The 22,576-nt window shown below is 54.2% G+C and carries 18 protein-coding genes; 6 read left to right on the top strand and 12 right to left on the bottom strand.

What is annotated here, in order from left to right; all coding sequences use genetic code 11:
* Nucleotides 1-253: 253 nt before the first annotated feature.
* The 7 genes from DHN10_RS17325 to DHN10_RS17360 all read right to left on the bottom strand — a co-directional run bounded on the left by DHN10_RS17325 (nt 254) and on the right by DHN10_RS17360 (nt 8,997).
* Nucleotides 254-2,485 (bottom strand): glycosyltransferase, encoded by a 2,232-nt coding sequence (locus DHN10_RS17325; RefSeq protein WP_108816618.1) that lies wholly within the window; start codon nt 2,483-2,485, stop codon nt 254-256.
* Nucleotides 2,486-2,506: 21 nt separating this feature from the next.
* Entirely contained in the window at nt 2,507-2,770 is a 264-nt protein-coding gene (locus DHN10_RS17330; RefSeq protein WP_159087049.1) for a hypothetical protein, read from the bottom strand.
* A 33-nt stretch (nt 2,771-2,803) separates the two neighbouring features.
* Complete coding sequence (locus DHN10_RS17335; RefSeq protein WP_159087050.1) at nt 2,804-5,110, bottom strand: radical SAM/SPASM domain-containing protein; 2,307 nt, start codon at nt 5,108-5,110, stop codon at nt 2,804-2,806.
* Between the two features lie 1,153 nt (nt 5,111-6,263).
* Nucleotides 6,264-6,743, bottom strand: coding sequence for a DUF2269 family protein (locus DHN10_RS17345; RefSeq protein ID WP_108816622.1), 480 nt, complete (start codon nt 6,741-6,743; stop codon nt 6,264-6,266).
* Complete coding sequence (locus DHN10_RS17350; RefSeq protein WP_108816623.1) at nt 6,740-8,068, bottom strand: SDR family oxidoreductase; 1,329 nt, start codon at nt 8,066-8,068, stop codon at nt 6,740-6,742. Before DHN10_RS17350 ends, DHN10_RS17345 begins: the two co-directional genes overlap by 4 nt.
* A 12-nt stretch (nt 8,069-8,080) precedes the next feature.
* On the bottom strand, nt 8,081-8,491 hold the full coding sequence (locus tag DHN10_RS19800; RefSeq protein ID WP_159087051.1) for a hypothetical protein: 411 nt from the start codon (nt 8,489-8,491) through the stop codon (nt 8,081-8,083).
* A 35-nt stretch (nt 8,492-8,526) separates the two neighbouring features.
* Entirely contained in the window at nt 8,527-8,997 is a 471-nt protein-coding gene (locus DHN10_RS17360) for an Lrp/AsnC family transcriptional regulator (protein WP_108816625.1), read from the bottom strand.
* A gap of 162 nt (nt 8,998-9,159) precedes the next feature.
* On the opposite strand from DHN10_RS17360, the gene DHN10_RS17365 reads away from it, so the two are divergent.
* The gene (locus DHN10_RS17365) at nt 9,160-11,523 is read left to right on the top strand and encodes a 1-deoxy-D-xylulose-5-phosphate synthase N-terminal domain-containing protein (RefSeq protein ID WP_108816626.1); all 2,364 of its coding nucleotides are present in this window, start codon (nt 9,160-9,162) and stop codon (nt 11,521-11,523) included.
* Nucleotides 11,524-11,584: 61 nt separating this feature from the next.
* On the opposite strand, the gene DHN10_RS17370 is transcribed toward DHN10_RS17365, so the two are convergent.
* The 4 genes from DHN10_RS17370 to DHN10_RS17385 form a co-directional block, all read right to left on the bottom strand.
* On the bottom strand, nt 11,585-12,742 hold the full coding sequence (locus tag DHN10_RS17370; protein WP_108816627.1) for a 6-phosphofructokinase: 1,158 nt from the start codon (nt 12,740-12,742) through the stop codon (nt 11,585-11,587).
* Between the two features lie 6 nt (nt 12,743-12,748).
* Nucleotides 12,749-13,780, bottom strand: a complete 1,032-nt coding sequence (locus tag DHN10_RS17375) for a zinc-dependent alcohol dehydrogenase (protein ID WP_159087052.1) — start codon at nt 13,778-13,780, stop codon at nt 12,749-12,751.
* A 14-nt stretch (nt 13,781-13,794) separates the two neighbouring features.
* Nucleotides 13,795-15,168, bottom strand: coding sequence for a class II fructose-bisphosphate aldolase (locus DHN10_RS17380; protein ID WP_159087053.1), 1,374 nt, complete (start codon nt 15,166-15,168; stop codon nt 13,795-13,797).
* A gap of 215 nt (nt 15,169-15,383) precedes the next feature.
* On the bottom strand, nt 15,384-16,085 hold the full coding sequence (locus DHN10_RS17385; protein ID WP_159087054.1) for an FCD domain-containing protein: 702 nt from the start codon (nt 16,083-16,085) through the stop codon (nt 15,384-15,386).
* A 205-nt stretch (nt 16,086-16,290) separates the two neighbouring features.
* On the opposite strand from DHN10_RS17385, the gene dctP reads away from it, so the two are divergent.
* The 5 genes from dctP to otnI all read left to right on the top strand — a co-directional run bounded on the left by dctP (nt 16,291) and on the right by otnI (nt 20,877).
* Nucleotides 16,291-17,265: a TRAP transporter substrate-binding protein DctP gene (gene dctP / locus DHN10_RS17390; protein WP_108816631.1), complete on the top strand. Its 975-nt coding sequence runs from the start codon at nt 16,291-16,293 to the stop codon at nt 17,263-17,265.
* Nucleotides 17,266-17,360: 95 nt separating this feature from the next.
* Nucleotides 17,361-17,807: a TRAP transporter small permease gene (locus DHN10_RS17395; RefSeq protein WP_234417182.1), complete on the top strand. Its 447-nt coding sequence runs from the start codon at nt 17,361-17,363 to the stop codon at nt 17,805-17,807.
* Between the two features lies 1 nt (nt 17,808).
* Nucleotides 17,809-19,086 carry a TRAP transporter large permease gene (locus DHN10_RS17400; RefSeq protein ID WP_108816633.1) on the top strand — a complete coding sequence of 426 codons (1,278 nt, stop codon included), beginning with the start codon at nt 17,809-17,811 and terminating at the stop codon, nt 19,084-19,086.
* Nucleotides 19,087-19,193: 107 nt separating this feature from the next.
* Nucleotides 19,194-20,093, top strand: a complete 900-nt coding sequence (locus DHN10_RS17405) for an NAD(P)-dependent oxidoreductase (RefSeq protein WP_267895724.1) — start codon at nt 19,194-19,196, stop codon at nt 20,091-20,093.
* A gap of 13 nt (nt 20,094-20,106) precedes the next feature.
* Nucleotides 20,107-20,877, top strand: a complete 771-nt coding sequence (otnI, locus tag DHN10_RS17410; protein WP_108816635.1) for a 2-oxo-tetronate isomerase — start codon at nt 20,107-20,109, stop codon at nt 20,875-20,877.
* 673 nt (nt 20,878-21,550) lie between these two features.
* Here otnI and DHN10_RS17415 read toward each other — a convergent pair.
* On the bottom strand, nt 21,551-22,576 hold the full coding sequence (locus DHN10_RS17415; RefSeq protein WP_108816636.1) for an Ldh family oxidoreductase: 1,026 nt from the start codon (nt 22,574-22,576) through the stop codon (nt 21,551-21,553).

The following is a 22,576-nucleotide window of genomic DNA, read 5'->3' on the forward strand; positions in this document are numbered from 1 at the left end:
TCAAAATGCGCCGCAGAGCAGCAGGTTCGCACGTGTAGTTAGAGGGTGGGTTTCGTCGATTATCATGGGGTCCGTTCCGGTAAGGGGCAGAATCGTACGTGAGTGAAACCAGCCGTTCGTTGACGACGCGGCGAAATCTGACTGTGAGCCCAGACTGACCGATGCTGCAGTGTGCATGAACGGCCGCTATTGCAGTGCAGTCAGGTTTCACGAAAACTCTGGCACCTGTGTTCACTATTTACAATGCGCCGGGTCAGATTTCTATTGGCCTGGGGGCTTGGCGCGGCAGTGTTCGCGCAAGGTCTCGGTCCGTGCGGATCGAGTCGAGGAACAATGATATCCGCTGCGCTGCATCTTCTGCGCCGGTTGCATCGGGCAAGTCGGCGGCGCGCATTTTAATGCCTTCGGCAACGCGGTCATCGAGCATCGATACGACCTTGGATCTGAGGCGAGACGCGTCCCGCAAGGGCACAGCATAGGCGAGGCCAGAACTTTCCGCCGATGCAGCCCGCAACGCCTGATCATCCATTTCCGGCGCCTCATTGGGCACATAGATTGTTGGTAGGCCACCCAACGTACATTCATGAAACCCGTTATACCCTGCGGTCGTGATCATCAGATCAAAGGCCGCGCTGAGCGGGAAAACAGGGTATCGTTGACGTTGTTCAAAGGGTGAATCGTCACGTGCAACTGACATCGGGTTCACAAATTCGAGAATCCGAATCCTTCTGTTCGTGAGTTCTTTTGGCAAGGCTGCAATTTCATCCCGAACAGGTTGCATGTCTGTATTCGCCTCAGCGCCCAGTTGGACCGCAATGCACCAATCGTCATCTTCAAGGCCCAATTCGGCCCGCGCCACCTCTCTGGGCAGTCGTTCGTGCGGTGGGATCAAAAGCACCGGACCGATCGCTTCGACTTTACGGCGATGTGCGGTGGCGCCGATGTCATCGTGTTGGGCGAACTCCCACGGCTCCAAGATCATATCGAAGAGGGCTTCGGTTTCGTCGTTCAATTCGGATTGCGGCTGCCACAGCCCTCGTCTTATCCAGACCTTGGCGATGTCTGGACGCGCAGACAGAAGGTGGCGCACGCTTGGAAAGGCATCATTCCCGTCGAACACCACCATTCCTGCACCTGAGGCATTGATCGCGCCTTCAAGTTCCAATTCAAAAGCAGCGTTCCAGCTTTCGCTGGTTACCTCGCCGCGACCGTGAGACTGGATGTAGTCCGCGGACATGCCGTGTTCCCAAAGAAGCGGAGTTGCAGGGGACAGGGTTAGAAAAATTGGCTGAATGTGGGGAGGAAGCGCTTTCGCAATCGCAAGCAGTCGTGTGATGTGACCCAGACCGACCCCATTGCCCGCGACCAAAAGGATTTTTTGCGTTTCTCGTGGCGGCACTGTCAGCGCGGCAGATCGGGGTTTTGGTGATGCGGGCAAGTCCAAAGCCTTCGTCACCGCGGCCAGGCGGTCAGGATGTGTTTCAAGCCCGTGGTACGCCACGATCCTTGCGCGGGCCGCCCGTGCCTGACGTTTGTATTCATCGGGCCGCGCCATGAAGAATTTGATAACGTCTGAAACCTCGTCGGGCTTACAATAGACGGCTCCATCACCAAATGTCGGACGAAAATGTTCTGGTAAAAGCGTGACCAAGCCAGTTGCCATGGCTTCGGCAATGGCAATTCCAAAGGCTTCGACCCAATTATGGCTGTGAAAGAAAACGAAAAAATCAAGTGATCGAAGGAACTGTGAAACGCCTTGATCTGTGAAGGGCTTGACCGACCAACCGTTTGGCCCGCCGATAGATTGATCGATCGGCACGCCGCCTAAAACCCGCACTGAGCAGACATCATTGACGGGATAGGCTGCGCGCACCTCCTCTGCGGTGTCTGGCCACTTCAATGGATCATTTCGGGAATGGCGGCCAAGCACCGCATGACTGGAGGGCGGCGGGCGATCCCGCAAAGGCCATTCGCTAACATCAATGAGGTTGGGTAGATCGACCGGGAGGATCGATCCGCTTGGATGATCAACCGGCCCCAGCTGATTGCGAACAGCCGGACCAATCGGGGCGAGCGAGACAGGCGCACCAAAGGTGCGCCGCAGCGATGTGATCAAGCGATTACAGTCGTATTGTGCAACGCCGGCACCGTCAAAAAGCGGATGATGTAGGACCATTACCACATGTTTAGCCCGCAGCCTGACAGGGCGATCGGGGAGGCGCTCGAACACCATTGGGTGATGGGCAAACAGCAAGTCGGTTTCGACGACGTCGCTGGCGATAAGAACAGGAATGTCGAGGCTGATCATGGTGTCCAGAAGGCGCGGTTCCATCCCCGTGACCGTATTGGAACGCGGCCCGAGGTAAGGCAGGAACGCACTACGCAAACCGGCAGCAACACCAGCGGCAATTTCTGTCCGGAGTGCCGAAGATGTTCCCCCAAGATAGCGGGGATCACCGGCGTGAACGATATCAAAATGCGCCATTAAGCGGATGCTTTGAAACGGTTAGTAGGCTGCGACTCTAGGCCGCTCGGAGCCTCGCGCAGGCGAAGCGTAGCCGAGTTCCGCGACAGCACTCGGCCCCAAGGCACTTTCAAGAGCGCCGATGGCTTGGCCCGCATAAAAGCCGTTTGGAAACTCCGTCAGATACGCCCGATAGGCTGCAACCGTTCCGGTTGAGCGCGCATTATCCCATGCTTGTTGTTCTTGCGGGGTCGCGGCGCAAGCGGCAAGAAATGCGGCAAATCCCATGACGAAGAATTTTTTCATCGCTCAATCAATCCTAACCTTAAAGTGAAAATGTTAGACCTCGAATGGCGCAAATGCACGGAAAAAATATCCTGCATCATAGAGGGATCGCTTCACGTGCTCGGGGTATTCAAACCGATCAAAGACATTTTGCGTCCGATCCTGCCGGTTTAGATCAGTTTGGATGTCGCTTATCGGCACTGTTTTAAGGCCGCGGTCTTGCAGGTGTCTGGCGAGGTTATTTCTTATCTGTACTGGCGATAGTTGCGAGAACGCCTCGTACTCCAACACCAGTGGGCTTTGATTTTGTTGGGCAAAGGCGATGCCAAGCGCCCGATACCAATCGGCATGTATCCGGTACCATGATTGGAAATGGGAGATTTCAAAGGGCACCCTGAGTCCGGTTGTGTCAGCCCCTTTCCAAACCTGCATTTTGCGCGCTTGCAAAAGGGACGCGTAGGCCGCAAGGGGTTGGCGCCGAAGGATGATCGGAACAAGGTCAGGATCACTCACGAGCGCCTCCAAGTCGTCATCGTGCTGAAAATGCCCTGGAAAAACTTTCAAAGAGAGTGCGGTTCTTGCGTTTTGAGCGGCCACTTCCGTGAGCTGAGAGAGCATCGCTGCTGGCTGGGATCGCGCAAAATCTATCAACCTTGGATCGCGTTCACCCGCAAAATTGATGCCGCTTCGGACACTCAGGTGTTTGAGTCCGGCGGAGGCATAGTGTTCTAGCCCAAAAGCGCCTTCTTCGTTGAAAAGCTCGGCAAAGACAAAAAACTCACGGAAAGACCGGATGATTTCGAACAAGTAATTCGTGCCACTCCGAGCGCTGCCAAACACAACGACTTTCTTGACGGCGGCTGCAGTGTTGATCGCAGATTTAGGTTTTTGTGCACGAAATGGTGCAAGATTGCCCAGATCGACAAAAGGGTCCGCAAAGCATGGGCGATCCAACATTTCTCGAAGTTGAGCGTGGTTGGGATGATCGCGGCGCGTGACCTCGAGGGTGCGGAATTCCGTCGGCTGATAGGTGCCCCAGTTGCGCAGTTGCAGGAAGTGCACGCCATCTGCCCGAACATTGCGCGCAAGCGCGACAAAATCCTCCATCTCTTCAAAATTGTCATTTTGAACCACGAAATCCAGACGAAACTCTGCAAATGCGTCTCGCGCCCGGAGTTCTCCAAGCATTTTCAGGTTTTCGATGAGGCGCTTGAAATCGCCGTCTCGCCGCAGTTTTGCGTAGGTTTCTTCTTCGGCCGCATCGATCGAAACCCAAACCGAACGGACGTGCCCCGACAGCCCAAGATCGTCCCAGGCTCGTTGATCGAACAAGACACCGTTGGTTTGCAGTTGCAAGCGCGCGCTGTCGGCTGTTTGTGCAGTGATCTTTTTCAGGACATTGCGAAAATGGCGGCTGCCGAATGGGTCACCACTTCCGGTCACTTTGATTTCCGATGCGTCCTGCAAAACGGTCGAAACATGCTGATCAAAGAATTTGTCTAGGGCCGCGGTTTTTTCGCGATCTGCCAAGATAAGTGAGGAACGACACGACGGGCAGCTCAGATTGCACGACTCGTCATATGACAACAGGACACGGCGTGGATTGGGAAGGGGTTGGCCCTTTTCAATCTTGCGGCGCAGATCATCCGCTTTGGCATCATCGCGGGGCGGAAGCTCACGCCCGGCTATCCGAGGGCAACTGACGCGACTGCAATACCCGAAATCCCCATCCAGAATAGAGCGCCGAATTTCCGTTGCGCGCGCGCTTTGCCAACTGTTTTGATCGTCGCTGGCGTTGCCAAGTGCCGCGGGCATCCAAGCCGCGCAGCAGGTAAAGACGTCTTTCGACCCGATGATCTCTGCTGTCGTAAATGGATTGGAGCAAAACCTGCCTTCGAGCCATTCATCAACCTCCAGACGCAATGTCTGGCTTTGCTCTTGCGCGGCCAAGGTAATGCGTTGTGCAAATGTCTCATGTTGATCGGCGGCGGATGCCTTACTCGCGAGGACCTCGGCAGAAACGAACTGCTGTTGGCGCAACGCCAGAAGCGCTGCAACCACCAAACCAAAGCCGTTCAAACCATTTGATGCCATTGCCCGATCAATAAGTATGTCCTGCTGATCTGCGAGGACACTGCCCTTGGCGCGAATGTTCAGTGTGATCCAATTGTGCGCGAAACGTTCGGCGAGGCCAATTTGCAAGTCTTCAGTGCGTCCACGCATGGCCCGAAAATAGGCAGGAAACGCCGCAGCTGTGGCCCTGCGAAAATGCTCGAACGGATCTGGATCTGATACCCAACCCGTGCGGGCTGTTGGATTTTCCGTGACCGTCCCTTCGCCGTGGTACACGATTTTGTTCACGGTAGCCCCCAGATGACACGATACAAAATGATAGTGCGTAGTTCGGTGTATTCTTCTTTGATGAAAAGGATGGCATAGTCACACAATGCAATCAAATCAGGTTTGAAACGTGGGCCAACAAGATACTGATCCAATGCAACAGAGCGCCGGACCGTCTGTATTACTGGTCCCACGCGACGGGGCACCGAGCCCCAAAAACGGTCGCGTCGCAATTACAACTCTTGGACTTCCTTGGGCCGAGGCCCAGCGGGCTTTGGATGCGATAACCGGCAGCAAGCAATTTCAAAAAAGAGAGCTCATTCTGGTCATGACAGATGCTCAGCCCTCATGGATCGTTTCATCGTCCCATCGCGTAGAGCTTCTCCCGACGCGTAAAACACTAGGGTCACTCAGTTCAACCGAGCGGCAGCACTGGATTGAAAGCCGTTGGTCAATTCTCAGGGCCAAATGGGATGTCCAGTCTGAAGTCGCGTTGGGTCAGTCGTTTCATGAGTTTTCCAGATCACAATAGAGTGGGCCGTCGGTTGCCAAAGATGGTTCGTGTTAGCGTACCAAGCCCATTGCAAATATCAAAGCAGCACAACCCAGCGATTGTTCTATTGAGGCTTGAACAAGGCGGTGATCTCGTTTGATGTTCAACGGTCCTTTCAAATTTGAAAGTCGAGACATTTAGGTCGTTCTCGAAATAGCAGCCGTTGGTGCACCCGCAGCGGAATCACGCTTTGTCCGCGACTTGATCCTTGTCGCCCGGATCTTTGCTGCGAAGTGAACGAATGGCTGGTTTTCTTGCCGCCGTGCAGCGGCAAGATCCGAGCAGTCGCCGCAATTTTCGTGCTGCGGGCGCACGCAGCAAGGAAAACGAATTCACAGGTTGGGCTCACTACCGCCATCGGTGCCAATGCAGCATCTAGCCGGCAGGCCCATTTCGCTTGAGCGGGGACGGCCCATACCGGTCACTCGCCTCTACCTCACGATGCTGCGGTCGCAGCCCGCTTAGCTGCCATTCGTCGCGACTGCAAAATCGAGCTGTCGGCGAACCGGGAGTCTGCGGACATTCCGGTCCTTCGCTGCACCTGCTCCAATGGCTGCTTTCTTCAACCTTTCATTGACTAACGACAAAGAAGAAGCGGTTGAACCAACGAGCGCATCGCGTTCACAACACGATCACTGGCCTTGCGATCATGAGCCATAGTAATGCAACGATGGCCAAGAACGCTGGGATGCCACACGCAAACCAAATGCGATAGAGCCGCATGTAGCGTGACGTAAGTGGTACGTTGGATTGCACAGACGCGCGGGCTTCATCCCGCATCTTTGCTTGGATCGACACAACTGGTAGCCAGAAAAGCCCAATGAAAACGTAAAGCGCGAGCGAGACGGCGATCCAGCCTTCTAAAATGGGCCATCCAAGATTGAGCGCTAAAATAATGCCCGTGACAGGCTGCGCGATGGCGGCCGTTGCTGTGAACAACATATCAGCGATGACCACTATTGCGGCAGTATGTGCAATACTGACGGGGTCCTTGGTGCGATGGGCCATGACCATAAAGAACGCGATCCCAGCACCAGTTCCAATCAAGACGCACGCGCCAAGAACATGAAACAAACGGACAACGTCAATCCAGTCGATCATCGTGTCTCCAACGCAATACGTGCGACCAAGGCCAAAGCAATACTTGGTAAGACCTTGACCATCGGGCCAAGGGGATCAAGCCAAAGGTCGGGGACAAATAGCGTGGATGCCGCCAAATAGAAAAGACTGACGCCAATTGCGGACCAGCACGCCATTTTCGCATAAGGACGATAGGCCAATCCAAAAGCTATCGCGATATCGACAACAGCCCAGAATAGCACGCTGGCGACTGCTAGCGCACGCGGCCAACCGACATCTTCCAGTACAATTGCTGCCTCGTTCACGCTGATGAAACCAATGAGGCCAGACAAAAACCAAAACGCAACAAGCGTGGCGATGATTATTGGCGTCAGCAAAGCCATACGCGCGAACATGCGATCCTCGGCTCGCGCTGGCATACTCGCCAATGTCTGCGACATTGATTTGACCGGAAGTAGTCCAAACTCCGATAGGTCTGTTGGACCGCCGGTAACACCATCGGCAAGCACTTTCACAGCGGTGCTTCGCAGTGGCGACCGCCACCCCAGTTTGCCCAAGCCATCAGCAACTCTTGACGTTACTCGTATCATTAATTCCGGAATGAACACCTCTCGTCTGGCGGGCGCAAAGCCCAACCATTGGCGCATAGACGCCACGACCTCGCGCAAGGATTGTGTTTCCTTTTCGACCAAATCCCCAACAAAACTATTGGGAATATTGCCTGCGAGCGCGGCGCTCACGGCTTCGGCAACATCATCTAGCGCAACAGTCTGAACTTTGGCCTCTGCCACTCCGATGGGCTGTATCAGGGGAAATGCAGCCAGCATGCGCAACATGGTCGTGCCACCGTAGCTATGCCTTGCTATGACAAGCCCGGGCCGAAAAATTTGGTGGCTTACCCCTGCGCTCTGAATAGCGGCGTCGCCACGTGCCTTTGACGCCAGAAACGGCGTCGTCGCATCCAAATGGGCACCTGCCGCCGAAATCTGAACGAGTTTCACATTCGCCGATGCGCTAGCTTGGGCCAAAGCAGCCACGGCATAATGATGGACGACTTCAAGGTCATCCCCCGGTCCGTCCTGCAGAGCACCTGAACAATTCACCACGGCATCGACGCCTTTTAGAAAAGGCTGCCATGCGGTTACGTCGGTCAAAGTATGAAGGTCAGCGTATTGCCAATTGATGGCTGGAAGTACACGTTTTCCGGTGTCGATGTCGCGACCAAGTCCAATGATCGTATGTCCGTCTCGTTGTAAACGCTGCGCAACCCCGCACCCAATGAGACCATACGCGCCAACGACTAGGATCGTCATCTCTGATGGGTTTTTGGAAGTGGGATCGCTCATAAATAATCTCGACTAGACAATAGAGGTCGCGACCACTGAGACGCGGATTCTTGTTTCTTCATGAATACACGCTGTTGCTGGTTTATGAAACGCATCTGATACCTGTTGCGGACATTGGCCGCACAGCAAAAAATCAGCAGAAAGGGCTCGCAGCCCGATTTCGCGGCGCGGTGCCTCAACACCGGCTGTTGAAGCGGGGATGTCGGCACATCCGCAAAAACAGCGAACTTTCAGTTGCGTAGCCCGCTTGGCGGACGGCTGCTTCGAAACTGCCTTCGTCGTCAGTGTTGCTGCACCAGCATCAGGCGGCTTGGAGCCCATTTCGACGAATGCCGCGCTCGGCACGAAGGGCTGCGATGTTAGTATCCCCTGCCGTTCGCACATCCAGGGCTTGGTGCAGCAATTCTTGGTGCGTTCGCCCACCGACAGGTTTGGCGTGTCGGCACCGGTTTGGCGCCCTAAGGTATTCGGGCCATTCCAGTTTTGACGCGACGCAGTGGGATTGAAGACTCAATCGATGCCACCCCGTTCAACTTGGTTAGCTTGCCAACCAGAAACTGTTCGAATTCTTGCAGGCCAGTCGTTGCAATTCTAAGCAGATAGTCACGGTTTCCAGTCATCAACCAGCACTCGACGACCTCGGGAAAGTCAGTGATGGCCGCTTCGAAATGAGCCAAGGCCTCATCGATCTGCTTGTCGAGCTGGACCGAGACGAAGACCGATACATCAAATCCCAATGCAGCCTCGTCGATGTTCGCGCTGTAGCCGGTTATGACGCCAGAGTCTTCCAGAATGCGGATCCTGCGCGAAACGGGGGTCGGACTTAGCCCGACCTGCGCGCTCAGATCGTTGATTGAGATTCTGCCATCATTCTGAATCGCACGCAGTATTTTGACATCAAAATCGTCATTCTTAGTGGTATTGGCCATGTGGTGCCGCTTTTATTAATGTTTTCACTAATTTTATACCCAGTATTAGCGTAAATCGCAGGGACGCGCTACAGTGAACAATTATATGGTTTGCGCATGACCGATTGACCCTAGGAACGAGCTACAAGCCCGTTCGGTCATACCAATTATCCAGGCGGGAACATGACCAAAAACCATCTCAAAACCATCGAACAACGTCTATTGTGGCTGTCTCATTGGATGATCCACAATGCCAACCATATTCGCCCAAATGCCGATGGGATCAAGATTGGCGGCCATCAGGCATCGTCGGCCTCAATGGTCTCGATATTGACGGCACTTTATTTCACCGCTCTGCGGCCTGAGGATCGGGTTGCGGTGAAACCACATGCCTCGCCGATCTTTCATGCAATCCAGTATCTGGTGGGCAACCAGACTCGCCTGAAGATGGAAAACTTCCGCGGCTTTGGGGGAGTGCAGTCCTATCCGTCACGCACCAAGGACACCGATGATGTGGATTTTTCTACCGGCTCTGTCGGGTTGGGTGTCGCGATCACCTCTTTTGCCTCAATCGTCCAGGACTACATTCACGCCAAAAATTGGAAGGCAGACCACGATCTCGGCCGGATGATTGCGCTCGTCGGAGATGCGGAACTCGACGAAGGCAACATCTACGAGGCGTTACAGGAAGGCTGGAAGAACGATCTGCGCAATTGCTGGTGGATCATTGATTACAACCGTCAGTCTTTGGATGGGGTTGTACGAGAGGGTCTGTTCAAACGCGTGGAGAAGATCTTCGACGCTTTCGGCTGGGATGTCGTGCGCGTGAAATACGGAGCGCTGCAACGTGCTGCCTTTGCTGAAAATGGCGGTGAAAAGCTCAGAGAGTGGATCGATAACTGTCCCAACCAGCTATACTCAGCGCTGACCTTCATGGGTGGGGCTGTCTGGCGTGAGCGATTAATGGAGGCACTGGGTGATCAGGGCGATGTCACCACATTGCTGAAGGCGCGCAATGATGAGGAATTGGCCGCGTTAATGGAGAACCTGGGCGGCAATTGCGTGCAGACTATGGCCGACGCTTTTGAGGCAATTGATCACGACCGACCTGTCTGTTTCCTCGCCTACACAATCAAAGGCTGGGGAACGCCGATCGCCGGGCACAAGGACAATCATGGCGGGCTGATGAATAAGGCGCAAATGGCGACCTGGCAAAAACACATGGGGGTGCCAGAGGGTGCTGAATGGGAAAAATTTGCAACTGTTGACGACGCGTCCGAACTCCAATCTTTTCTCGATCAGGCACCGTTCTTTGCCAAAGGACGGCGGCGTTTCAGCGATGTCATTATCGACGTTCCGCAGATTGAAATCAGTACGGATCGAGAGACTTCCACGCAAATGGGATTTGGCAAGATCTTGGACGAGTTGTCCAAGGGCACCAGCATGCTGGCCGAACGCATCGTAACAACATCGCCTGACGTTACGGGCACGACAAATCTTGGGCCGTGGGTGAACCGGCGCAAGCTGTTTGCCCGCGCCCACCAGGACGATACGTTCAAACGCGAAAACATCCCTTCGACCGCGAAATGGGAGTTCGCACCGGAAGGCCAGCACATAGAGCTGGGCATCGCAGAGATGAACCTGTTCTTGTTACTGGGCGCGGCGGGCCTGTCGCATTCTTTGTTTGGTAAACGGCTGATCCCGATTGGAACGGTATACGACCCTTTTGTGGCCCGTGGCCTCGATGCGCTGAACTACGCCTGTTACCAAGATGCGCGGTTCATGATTGTTGGCACGCCTTCGGGCGTGACACTGGCACCTGAAGGCGGCGCGCATCAATCCGTCGGTTCACCACTGATTGGCATGTCGCAGGACGGACTGGCGGCGTTTGAGCCGGCCTTTGTCGATGAACTGGCAGTGATCATGCAATGGGCATTTGCCTATCTGCAAAAAGACGGTGAGGGCGATCCAGATGAGCGCACCTGGCTTCGCGATGAAACGGGTGGGTCGGTCTATCTGCGACTCAGTACAAATCCGCTTGAACAACCGGGAAAGCGCGTTGACGAAGACTTTCGACAAGGCGCGATTGATGGTGCGTACTGGTTGCGCAAACCGGGCCCGAATTGTGAGGTAGTGATTGCCTATCAAGGTGTGGTCGCGCCCGAAGCGATAAAGGCCGCTGGCGTGATCGCCGATGGCCGACGCGATGTAGGTGTTATGGCAGTCACATCTGCTGATCGGCTAAACGCTGGCTGGACGGCGGCGCAAAGAGCGCGGTCTCGCGGAAATATAGCGGCCGAAGCACATGTAGAAACGCTACTGAAAGATCTGCCACCGCATTGCCGGATGATCACAGTAATCGACGGGCATCCGGCGACGCTGTCCTGGCTGGGGTCGGTTCATGGGCACCAGACCATCCCTCTTGGTGTGGAACACTTTGGACAAACGGGTACTATCGGTGATCTTTATCATCATTTTGGAATAGATGCGCATAGCATTGTAGAAAAGGTGAACGGATTGACCGTCGGGGTAACAGTCGGAGATTGAGCCGTTTGTCTTTGATGGACGGAAAAGGCGCAGAGGACGCCCGTTTTTTGAAGCACTCTTTTCAGAACAACGGTGTAATCTCTCCGATTGCTACACGGCCATAGGCCAGGAAATCCTCTGAAATGCCAAGTGGGTCCGATGACAACAACCGTTCGGGCATATGTGTTTGGCCAACGCATTCGTTCAATGCTCGTCTGCCGAAATTCAAACTCGGATCAATAGTGATCATGTCTTCTACGGTGCCCATATCCCGGATCATATCGACTGCCGCACGACCAACGCGTAACGCAAGGTGTCGGTCCGGCTCTGAGACACAAAATGACATCGCTCGACCAAGGTTTCCCGGCCGGAGACATCTCGTTTGCAGGCCCAATTCCTTCCAGATCAGCTGTGTCAGGTAGTTCCCGGTGCCCAGAGACAGCGAATACATCTTACGGCCAAGCCCATCGGTCGGTCCATTCTGATAGCTTTCTCCGATCAGGCCGCCACCCTTAGCATTCAACAGTTCGTTGGTCACAATGAAGACGCGTCCGACTTCGTTCTTTATCTCTTCTACACGCTGAAGAAGCTCTGTTTCGTCCACCGGGCGCTCCGGCAGCAAAACCATATGTGGCGCAGCCTCTCCGTCTTTCAAGAAAACCGATGCGGCGGCAAGCCAGCCTGAATCGCGGCCCATGGTTTCAAGGATGGTGACATCATCGAAAGTGTCCATCGCAAGAAAGTCCCGATCGTAGTCGCGCGTGGCCATTGCGATAAACCGTGCCGCACTGCCGTAGCCCGGTGCGATGTGGACATGCGGCAAGTCGTTGTCCACAGTTTTCGGCGCGCCGACGATCTTAAGTTTGTGCCCCTTGTCGGCGGCATAATTCGCGAGAACGTTGAGCGCTGCCATCGTCCCGTTGCCACCAATACCAATTAGCGAATCTGAACCCGACATGTGCATCAGGTTCAGGACATTCGATATATCCTGATCGGTCACTTTCTTTCGACTGGATCCCAAGAGTGCTCCTGGAGTTTGGGCCAATCGCTTTTGTGCGTCTGGGTTACCCAAGAGCTCGCTGAGATCCATGATTGGAGAATTTGTATCCCCTTCGAAACTGTGCTGCAGTCCAAGGAGCCTGTCGTATCTTCCGGTCGCCTGCTCAGCGATCCCGGCAAGCGTGGCGTTAATAACGGCAGTTGGGCCACCGCCCTGAAGAACAAACAGAGGTGATGTCACGTGGACTTATTCCGCCTTTATCAGGATTTTTGCGCATTCCTGATTGGTTTCGACGTCCAGGATAGAACGCTCCAAGTTCTCAAGGGGGCGCGGCTGAGTTGCAATTCGTCCGAAATCGATCGTCCCCTCATCATACAGTTTCTGCAACATATCCAGCGTCGCACGGAATTCATCACGCGGACAAACTCGGCATCCAATCAATGAAATCTCTTTGATAATGCCGCGCGTAATATTGTAGCGGGCATAGTTCTTGGCCGGAAAACCCAGCGTAACGATGTTTCCGCGAATGGCGGTCGCCTCTGAGGCAAAATCCAGTCCGGCGTCGACGCCAGAGGATTCAATCACAACATCGTAGCCGTCTCCTGCGCTAAGGGACCTAAACGTGCTTAGCGCATCGGTCGCCAGCGGATCAATTGCGGTTATTCCAATACTTTCGATTAACTCGCGGCGTTCCTTTAGGGGTTCGCTGATAGTGACGGACGCAGCCCCCAACTCACGCGCAATAATAGCGGAGTACAGCCCAATCGGACCGCCCCCGATGACACCGACATTCTGGCCCTTTTGGACCAATCCGCGTGCGCATGCGTGATAGCCGATCGAGAAGGGTTCAGCCAGAACAGCCACCGCATCTGGCAGAGAACCGGGGATTTTAAACAGCGTATCGGTGGGAACGTTAACGTATTCCGCAAAGCCACCATTTTGATTGACCCCGATGACAACCAGCTTTTCACAAACATGCGGCACACCGCGTTTGCAGGGTTGGCAGTCACCACAAAACCTCAAGGGTTGTACAACGACGCGGTCGCCGACGGACAGGCCGGGTGTTTGCTCTGCCAGTTCTGTAATGACGCCCATAAACTCGTGACCTGGAATAACAGGTGCGCGGGCAATCGGATTGTCACCATTGTAAATATGGACATCTGATCCACATATCCCCGCCACGGAAACCCGGAGCATGGCCTCGCCCGGTTGTACCTTCGGAGCAGGCACCTGAATGACTTCAAGTGACTTCCAGTCTTGCAAAACGGCAGCTTTCATCATTTCTCTCCTGGTCAGCTTGCCAGATCCTGAATGGCGCTTTCGTCAGTCTTGCCGGTGCTTTCGGTCAAGACAGGCGGCACCCACCGAACGGGCTCGTGAGTGATGGCGGCAATAATGAGGTCGCTTGTGTTGTCGACCTTGAGAGCCTTAAAATAGGCGAAGGCCGAGCGGTACACAGCATTGCGAACGGCGTCGTGACACTCCCGTGCCTGCCACCACTCCTTTTTGAAAGCACGGATCGGATACCGCCTAGCATGGTGCAAAAACTGAGCCTCGCTCCAGTCCGGCTTCCATTCGTCTGAGAACTTTTCCTTGGCCCAATGATCGGCGCTCTGAACCAGATGATCTGGAAGGTTGTCATAAACCGCGTTGAGAAATGCGGCTGCAAGATGGACCTCAATGCAGCCAGCACAGGGCAGTTTTGAGATCTTTTCCAGCGTCAACATCGACGCGCCATGCTGAACGCAGCCACCCAAGCCATGGGGTTCACGGCAGGTAGCGCTCAGATCTTCGATGAGGTCAAATTCAATTGGCATTTCTCCAAACGAGCCATCGGCAAGTACATTGCCGCCATGGCGCGTACCGGACTGGATTGAGAGTTTCGTCAAGCCAAGTTGGTTTTCGGGCGTGCAAGTCTCAAACCCAGTCAGATAGACGTTGACCTCTTCCACGGTCGAATTGCTTTCACCGACCTCACCGATTTCACCACCCAACGAAATGGTGACACCTTCGGGTTCTGCTTGCCGGGTGAAATTGGCGAACCGGCCACTGAGGGAATAATTAGGCTCTTGTTGAGCATCAATGTCGTTAGTGGACAGATCCACCAAGGTCGATGTGTCGATGTCGATGTTGTAGAAACCAGCACTGATTGCTTCGGCGATCAGGGCTTCAACTGCGACGATTTCGGTTTCGGAATTGTCAGCGAACCGTGAAGCAGAAACCTGAAAGTGATCGCCTTGAAGGAAGACCGGACCAGTATGTCCCTCGGCAATTGCTGCGCAAAGTATGACCGTTGCATATTCATGCGGGCGCTGGCCGGTAAAACCGATCTCGCCGCGCGACAATTCAAAGATAGCAGCCCCGACATCCAGCTCTTGCATGGCCTGAAATACACCGCGTGCCGACTCGAACGCGATGGCACGCATGTTCATCGCCGGAACCGTCAGCCCGGAGATCTCATTGCGTGCAAATTGACGATAGAGAGCATCGATTGACGCGGAATAGATGCCTGCCGCGCGAGCAATATCCCATGTTGCCTGATGTGCAGCGATCTGCACTGCTCCAGAACCAAATGCGGCAAATCTCGCCAGAACACCAATCGATGTTGCGAGCTGCACCCTGTCGACAAGCTCAACGCCGGTGTCCCCTACAGATATTGCAGTCATGAGAGTCTGCAAATCTGATCTATCCTCTTGCGACCCAATTTGCGCCGCGTCCTGCAGGGTCGCGAAATCAATCATCCGAATCCTCCGGAACGTTAGTAGTTCGATGGGATTTTGCTATAAAGAGTATACCAAATCAAGCTGAGAATTGCACTACGCGCGCCAAGACACGGCAGCTGGGAGCTGGTGACCCTCAAAGTTGCAGCTTAGTTTGAAATCTATTCAGGTGAGCTTTGCAGTGCCTTCTTGACGCGTTTCTCAACACTTAGGAGGTGCTCTTTCATGCTCTCTTCGGCCATATCGGGATTTCTTGTCGCAATACCGTTATAGATCATTTGATGTGCTTTGAATGCCATCTTGTCACTGCCTGGTGCTGACAGTGTCACGCGCCGGTTTACGATAAGCCAGTTGAGAATAACGTCGATAATAGTCGGCAATACCGGATTGCCGCTCATGCGGGCAATCATGCTGTGAAATTCAGAATCCGTTGCCCAGAACCGGTCAAGGTTGCCAAGCGCTTTCTGGTTTTCATCCAGCTTTGCCTTAAGTTCCGCGATCTCTTCGTCGGTCACTTCGGACGCCAATTTACGCGCAAGGGCACATTCAAGAATGCGGCGGAGTTCCATGAGATGCGCAATGTTGGATGTGTCGTTGAGTACCTGCCGGACAATGACGTCCAGCTCCCCGATAATCGTGTCAAAACTGGGTTTCAAAACGCGCGGCCGGCGACCGCTTCCCATTTCAACCAACCCGCGCTTGGACAATGAAAACAGAGCCTCGCGGATCGACGGTCGGCCCACTTCAAACCTTTCCATCAACTCTCGTTCCGGAGGAAGGGCGTCACCTGGCTTGTAAATTCCCTCAGCGATTTCTTCGGAAAGAACCTGTTCAACCTGTTCGTAGAGTTTCTTCTGCTTCATACCCCTGCTTAGCCAGAAGTTCGCCCTATTTTCAAGTAGCATCCGCTCTAGCCACTTGAGTGATCGCGGTCTGTTTCACAACGCGCCTCAAGTCTTGGAAACGCACGTAGAGCGATGGCATCAAATGGGTCTGGAATTAAGTTTCTTTACAGCTTTGGTATAAAAGGTATACAAAAAATAGAATCGTAACCTATGGGAGGAAACCATGAAGAACCGATTTTGGGCTGCAGCGGCTGTAGGGCTGGGGATGTGTGTCGCAACAGCATCATACGCAGACGCCTTAAAGCTTTCACTGTCCTACGAGCCAAGTTCAGCGCATTACAAATGGGCTGAATGGGCCGCAGAACAGGTCGAGGAACGTACCGAAGGTCGCCACTCGATCGAGGTATTTGGGTCTGGCCAGCTGGGCAGCGAACGTGAGGTTGAAGAGTCACTGACCCTTGGCCTTGTGGACATCGGATACGTCGGCGCTGGACACATGGCTCAGCGTTATGAACCGATTTCGATTCATCTGGCGGCATTCCTTTGGCGCGACCTCGATCACTTCTTGGCTTACCCGACAAGTGACACCTACGAGGAACTGACCAGCGCATATGAGGAAATTTCAGGCAGCAAAGTCATCGCGTTGACCTATTTTGGTCAGCGTCATGTCACCGCAAACGAACCTCTTTTGACGCCCGCCGCCTTTGAGGGCGTCAAAATGCGCGTGCCACCGGTGCCGATCTATATGGTATTCCCGGATGCAGCTGGTGCGAACTCCACACCGGTCAACTTTTCAGAGTTGTACCTCGCGTTGCAGCAAGGTGTTGTCGTTGCTCAGGAAAACCCTCTGCCAACAATTCAGGCCAAGAAGTTCTACGAGGTCCAGTCAGATATCATGCTGACCGGACACATGACGGACGGCTACTATACTCTGATCGGCGGACCGACTTGGGCTCGCTTGACCGAAGAAGACCAGGGCATCATCAGTGAGGTTCTGCAAGAAGCTGCGGCAGGTGCCTCAGCGGATATCATCCAGTCCGAAAAGGATCTGGTCGAGTGGTTCCGCGCTGAAGGTATCAACGTTCATGAGCTGGATCGCCAGCCATTCATTGATATCGTCAGGCCGACGATCTTGACCGACGACTGGCCTTGGGAAGCACGTCACATCGAAGACTTGCTCGCCTTGGGCGCAGAATAATCCCGAAAACGACCTGCGCGGTGATCGCCGCGCAGGCCTTTTAGCTATAACGCGAGGGACAGATGCAAATTCTTAATAAACTCCAGGTCATTGCAATGTGCCTTACGCTATGGGCATTGTTTTTGATTGTCGGACTGCAGTTCTTCACGCGCTATGTGCTCAATGACTCTTTGGGCTGGACCGAAGAGGTCGCGCGGATGTTTCTTATCGTATTGACCTATGTGGGCGCAGTGGTTTGCGCGCAAAGAGATAGCCACATCAAGGTCGATTTGATCCTCGACATGCTCCCGCCCAAACTCAAGGCTCTGCTCGTGCGCAGCTTTGACGTGGTATCAGCGGTATTCTTCTTGTTTCTCAGCTGGACTGCTGTCCGCTTTGCCAATGTCACCAGCCTGAAAATGAGCAGCGTCCCCATTCCAAAAAGTTTCCTGTTCTGGATTTGCGCTGTCGCGCTCTTTTTGATGGCGTTTCACTACCTGCTTCACGCCATCAAAAATGATGGGGACAGCGACGTAAACGAAAACAGAAACCTGGGGATCTGACATGGCCGCAACAATTCTTATTATCGCGGTCACTTTGATGATCGTCATCGGAATCCCAGTCGCCGTGTCGATGGCTTTGGGATCAGTCGTGTTTGTCCTGGCTAAGGGCATTCCAAGCCTTGTCATTATTCAGAAAATGGTCAGCGGGATTGACAGCTTCCCGCTTTTGGCAATTCCCTTTTTCATCCTTGCGGGTGCATTGATGAATTCGTCAGCGATAACCGACCGAATATTCACATTTGCCTCACATTTGTTCGCATGGGCCCGTGGAGGAATTTGCTACGTTAATATCGTGGCCAGCGTCATCTTCGCCGGAATGAGTGGTGCGGCGGTAGCGGATGCGGGCGGGCTTGGTGCAATTGAAATCAAAGCCATGCGCGACCGGGGATACGGCGACCGTTTGTCGGTCGGCCTGACCGCCGCCAGCTCCATCATTGGACCACTAATTCCACCATCCCTGCCGATGATCATTTTCGGTTTTGTGGCGGATGTTTCCATCGGGAAACTGTTCGTTGCAGGATTCCTGCCCGGTATCATCATGGCGATCGCATTGGCGATCATGGTGCGCTGGATCGCGGCGCGCAATGATTTGCCAAAGGATGGGAACTTCTCGTGGTGCACGGTCAACAAGTCTTTCAATAAAGCAATCCTGTCGCTGTTGACGCCGGTCATTATTGTTGGCGGCATTCTGGGCGGGATATTCACGCCAACCGAAGCCGCGATAGCGGCCGCAGCCTATGCGCTGATTCTCGGTCTTTTTGTTTACCGGACGCTGGGCCCCAAAGAGATCTGGCAGGCAACCAAAGAATCCGCCGAAATGACTGCCTCGATCCTGTTTATCGTCAGCGCGGCCGCACTGTTTGCCTGGATCATCACAACTGAACGCGTGGCACAAGGATTCTCCGAAGCACTGTTCGGTGTGACCGACAATGTCATCGTCATACTGCTTTTAATCAATCTGCTGTTGATCATCGTTGGTTGTTTCCTGGATGCCATTGCCGCGATCACCATCCTGACCCCAATCCTGATGCCGGTTGCAGTGGCCGCAGGCGTTGACCCGACGCAGTTTGGTGTGATTATGGTACTCAACCTGATGATCGGGTTGCTCTCTCCGCCGCTTGGGATCGTACTATACGTGCTGAGTACTGTCAGCGGGGTGTCAATGAAAGATACGATAATGGGAACGCTTCCGTTCATGGTGCCATTGATCGGGACACTGCTGATTGTGACATTCGTTCCAGCCGCATCACTTTGGCTGCCATCGGTTCTCGGATACTGAAGGGCAGTTGATGGTGGGCTTTTGCCACTTCAGAATGGTTTTTGCAGGCCAGGTCTTCACGGAGATTCTGGCCTGTAGAATTACTACTAATTCCATCGGAGGCTTGCGTGCCCCTCACATATAAAAAGATAGGCTTTATCGGCTTAGGCCTCATGGGCGCTCCAATGGCAAAAAACCTGTTGGAGGCAAATGCCGACCTGACCGTCTATAACCGGACCTCATCAAAATGTGCGGGGCTGGCTAACCTGGGCGCTAAAGTTGCGGTGACTCCTGCCCAGGTCGCACACGATGTCGGAACAGGAACCATTATCCTGTGCGTAAGCGATACACCTTCCCTTGAGGCCGCACTTGACGGAGACTCCGGGGTGCTGGCGGGTCTTGTTCCCGGTGCGGTGGTGATCGATATGGGGACCTCCGAAGTCAGTGCGACACGTCGCTTGGCTGTTGAAGTTAAAATGCGCGGTGGACGCTATATAGATGCGCCGGTATCCGGAGGGGAAGTCGGCGCAAAGGCTGGCACATTGTCGATCATGGCAGGAGGGGATCCCACCGATATCAACGCAACAAAGCCGGTATTTGATGTTCTCGGGGGCGCGCTGACCCACATTGGTCCCGTCGGAACAGGACAGGCTGCAAAAGTCGCCAATCAGGCCATTGTCGGGACCACAGTTGGAATTATCGCCGAATCCCTTGCGTTGGCCGCTGCTGCAGGGGCCGATATCGCGAAAGTCCGCGAAGCCCTGATGGGCGGGTTTGCAGGCAGCCGCATTCTTGAACTGCACGGTCAGCGGATGATTGACGGCGCGTTCTCACCCGGTGCTCGTGCGACCACACAGCATAAAGACATGAGACATGCCGTGGATTTAGCCAGGGAGGTTGAACTGTCTTTACCACTATTGTCCAAAAGCCAGTGGCTTTGGGCTGCCATGGTAGAGAGCGGAATGGGTGAACTGGACCAATCGGGCTATTTTGCCTTCGTTCGTGAGACCAATAAATCCAGATCTTGACCGGTATTGTCTGATGTCTTTGAAATTTGCCGCCAATCTCAGTTTCATGTTCACCGAACTGCCTTTTCATGAACGGTTCCAAGCCGCTGCTAATGCCGGGTTTCGGGGTGTGGAATTTCTGTTTCCCTATGCTTACTCACCCACCGAGATTGCGGAGTTCGTGCAACGCGCTGGGCTGACGCTTGTGCTGCACAATCTGCCGCCGGGCGATTGGGTGGCGGGCGACAGGGGCATCGCAGCCCTTGTGGGCAGGCAACAGGAATTCAGGGCATCGGTAGAAACAGCGTTGTCATATGCCGATGTCACTGGGTTACGGCAGATGCACATAATGGCTGGATGTGTCGATGACTTGGACCGAGATAGTGCCAGAGAAATCTATCTTGAAAACCTGAACCATGCGGCACGACGCTTTGCTAACGCGGGACTCACCGCACTGATTGAACCGATCAACACAACCGATATGCCGGGGTATTTCCTGAACCATCCCCACGAGGCACACCAACTATTCTCAGAGTTGGGTGAGCCAAATTTGAGGCTTCAGTTTGATTGCTACCATGCCCAAATCATGGGGGGCGATGCAGTTGGTGCTCTGGAGATGCATTTCCCCTGCATCTCGCACATCCAGATTGCAAGTGTCCCTGACCGGCACGAGCCAGATCATGGTGATTGCGACTATGCGGCAGTGTTTAGCACCTTGAAAAAATTGAGCTATACCGGATGGATTGGATGCGAATATCACCCCGCCGGTCGCACTGAAGCCGGGTTGGCGTGGCGCGCAAGGTAGTTCGGCCACTGGATCTCCCGAACCAAAAAAGTGGCTTTTGGACTCAACTCGAACAGAGCCTAATGTCTCAAGGTCAAATGTCGGCAAAGACGAGTGAATGCGGACGTTGCTCTTATTGATACAAAAGTCAGCTATGTCCGGAAACTGGCAAAGATGGTGCCAGTAGCGGCGCCAACGTGAAAGAAAACGGCGCGCGGCCGCCTCTCGCTCAACACCGCGCCGACCAAAACATCGACTTCTTCAACAGTATCTCCGCGCTTGTTGAGTTCGCAGACGGTGCAGCAAAAGGCGTGTCGTCCTAGACTTACCGTTCGTGGATAACGCAGCGAAGGTTCTGGAAGAGCCCAGAGCAAAAGTGCCAAAATCTCGCAAAGTTTGCTGGCTGAATTTCTCCTGCTGCACGGCGGCAGAACCTCGCGCCTCACTGCGGTGAGCAGAGCAGCCCTTCATGTGACCCGCAGTGAAAGTATAAAGGTACATGGGAAAGTCGCGGGCAAAATTAGCCTTTGCAGCGCCAGGACTCAATGGCCGATCTGATGTGAGTTGAGTGGCTCACCTACCGTGGGTCGCTAATCGAAAGCCCAAAAGGATCAAGGCCCGGCCATTTGTATGCACCCAGAGAAACTATCAACTTGGCGCACGCGGTTGCGATGGACGCGACCTGACCATCACCTTACTCAAGGGAAGGAAGCGATCGAATTGTATCCAGCAACTCCTGTTTTACCCGAATACCATGTTCAGCGTTGTTCGTGCGATTGGCGATGCGTCGTTGCCCCGGCAATCTTACGCCATCAAGGTTTTCCAGCTTTGTCAGGAAGGTATTGGAATGTGCATCCCAACTCTCGTCGCCAAACATATCTGGATTGATCGCCATCATGAACATTCCACCGCGTGGCGGGCCACCATCAGCGTTATCTCTTTCCTTGGCCTCTACACTAAAGGATTCACCAATTAGACCCGCGGCCAGAAGTTCGACGATCAAGGCAATCGCGGACCCCTTGTGCCCGCCAAACGGAAGCATCACGCCTTCCAGAACTTTCGCCGGATCGGTCGTTGGTTGCCCGTCCGTGTCAAGACCGACCCCTTCGGGCACGTCCTTGCCATCCCGCGCCGCAATCATGACCTCTCCCCTTGCCATGGCGGCTGACGATTGGTCGATGACCATCGGTGGTTTTCCTTTACGGGGCCAGGCAAACGCCATCGGATTGGTTCCAAAAAACGGCGTACTACTTCCAACGGGGGCGACCGCAGGCAAGTAGGCCGTGCACGCAAGTGCAACCAGCCCTGCTTCGGCCAGCGGTTCGACGTCGGCCCAAAGGGCGGAAAAATGATGAACGTGAACAACGCCAATCGCGGCGATTCCCATTTTCTTCGTCAGGGAAATCAATTCCGGGCGAGCGACTTCAAGCGCGAGCGGGGCAAATCCACCTGCCGCATCGACTTTTAGAACGCTTGGGGCCTTTTGAGAAACCGCAGTGTGCGGCCGCGCGGCCCCGTCAACTTTTTCGCTCCGCAGGGCCGCGACATAGCCTGGCAATCTGAACAACCCGTGCGAGGCACAGCCATCAAGCTCTGCGCGGGCTATGTTGTCGGCTATTGCCCGGGCATTTTCATCATCGCACCCATTGCGATGCAAACAGTCGAAAGCCAGATCAAAAATCTGACCCTTGGTGAAGGTTCCCGTTGTATCCTGAGCCAT

Origin of the sequence: Loktanella sp. Alg231-35, from assembly GCF_900143545.1 — a bacterium.
Lineage (GTDB): Bacteria > Pseudomonadota > Alphaproteobacteria > Rhodobacterales > Rhodobacteraceae > Yoonia.

Bases quoted from the DNA above. Each gene is read 5' to 3' on its own strand.
- DHN10_RS17325 (WP_108816618.1), bottom strand. From the start codon at position 2,485: ATGGCGCATTTTGATATCGTTCACGCCGGTGATCCCCGCTATCTTGGG.
- DHN10_RS17330 (WP_159087049.1), bottom strand. From the start codon at position 2,770: ATGAAAAAATTCTTCGTCATGGGATTTGCCGCATTTCTTGCCGCTTGC.
- DHN10_RS17345 (WP_108816622.1), bottom strand. From the start codon at position 6,743: ATGATCGACTGGATTGACGTTGTCCGTTTGTTTCATGTTCTTGGCGCG.
- DHN10_RS17350 (WP_108816623.1), bottom strand. From the start codon at position 8,068: ATGAGCGATCCCACTTCCAAAAACCCATCAGAGATGACGATCCTAGTC.
- DHN10_RS17360 (WP_108816625.1), bottom strand. From the start codon at position 8,997: ATGGCCAATACCACTAAGAATGACGATTTTGATGTCAAAATACTGCGT.
- DHN10_RS17365 (WP_108816626.1), top strand. From the start codon at position 9,160: ATGACCAAAAACCATCTCAAAACCATCGAACAACGTCTATTGTGGCTG.
- DHN10_RS17375 (WP_159087052.1), bottom strand. From the start codon at position 13,780: ATGAAAGCTGCCGTTTTGCAAGACTGGAAGTCACTTGAAGTCATTCAG.
- DHN10_RS17380 (WP_159087053.1), bottom strand. From the start codon at position 15,168: ATGACTGCAATATCTGTAGGGGACACCGGCGTTGAGCTTGTCGACAGG.
- DHN10_RS17385 (WP_159087054.1), bottom strand. From the start codon at position 16,085: ATGAAGCAGAAGAAACTCTACGAACAGGTTGAACAGGTTCTTTCCGAA.
- dctP (WP_108816631.1), top strand. From the start codon at position 16,291: ATGAAGAACCGATTTTGGGCTGCAGCGGCTGTAGGGCTGGGGATGTGT.
- DHN10_RS17395 (WP_234417182.1), top strand. From the start codon at position 17,361: ATGTGCCTTACGCTATGGGCATTGTTTTTGATTGTCGGACTGCAGTTC.
- DHN10_RS17400 (WP_108816633.1), top strand. From the start codon at position 17,809: ATGGCCGCAACAATTCTTATTATCGCGGTCACTTTGATGATCGTCATC.
- otnI (WP_108816635.1), top strand. From the start codon at position 20,107: ATGTCTTTGAAATTTGCCGCCAATCTCAGTTTCATGTTCACCGAACTG.
- DHN10_RS17415 (WP_108816636.1), bottom strand. From the start codon at position 22,576: ATGGCTCAGGATACAACGGGAACCTTCACCAAGGGTCAGATTTTTGAT.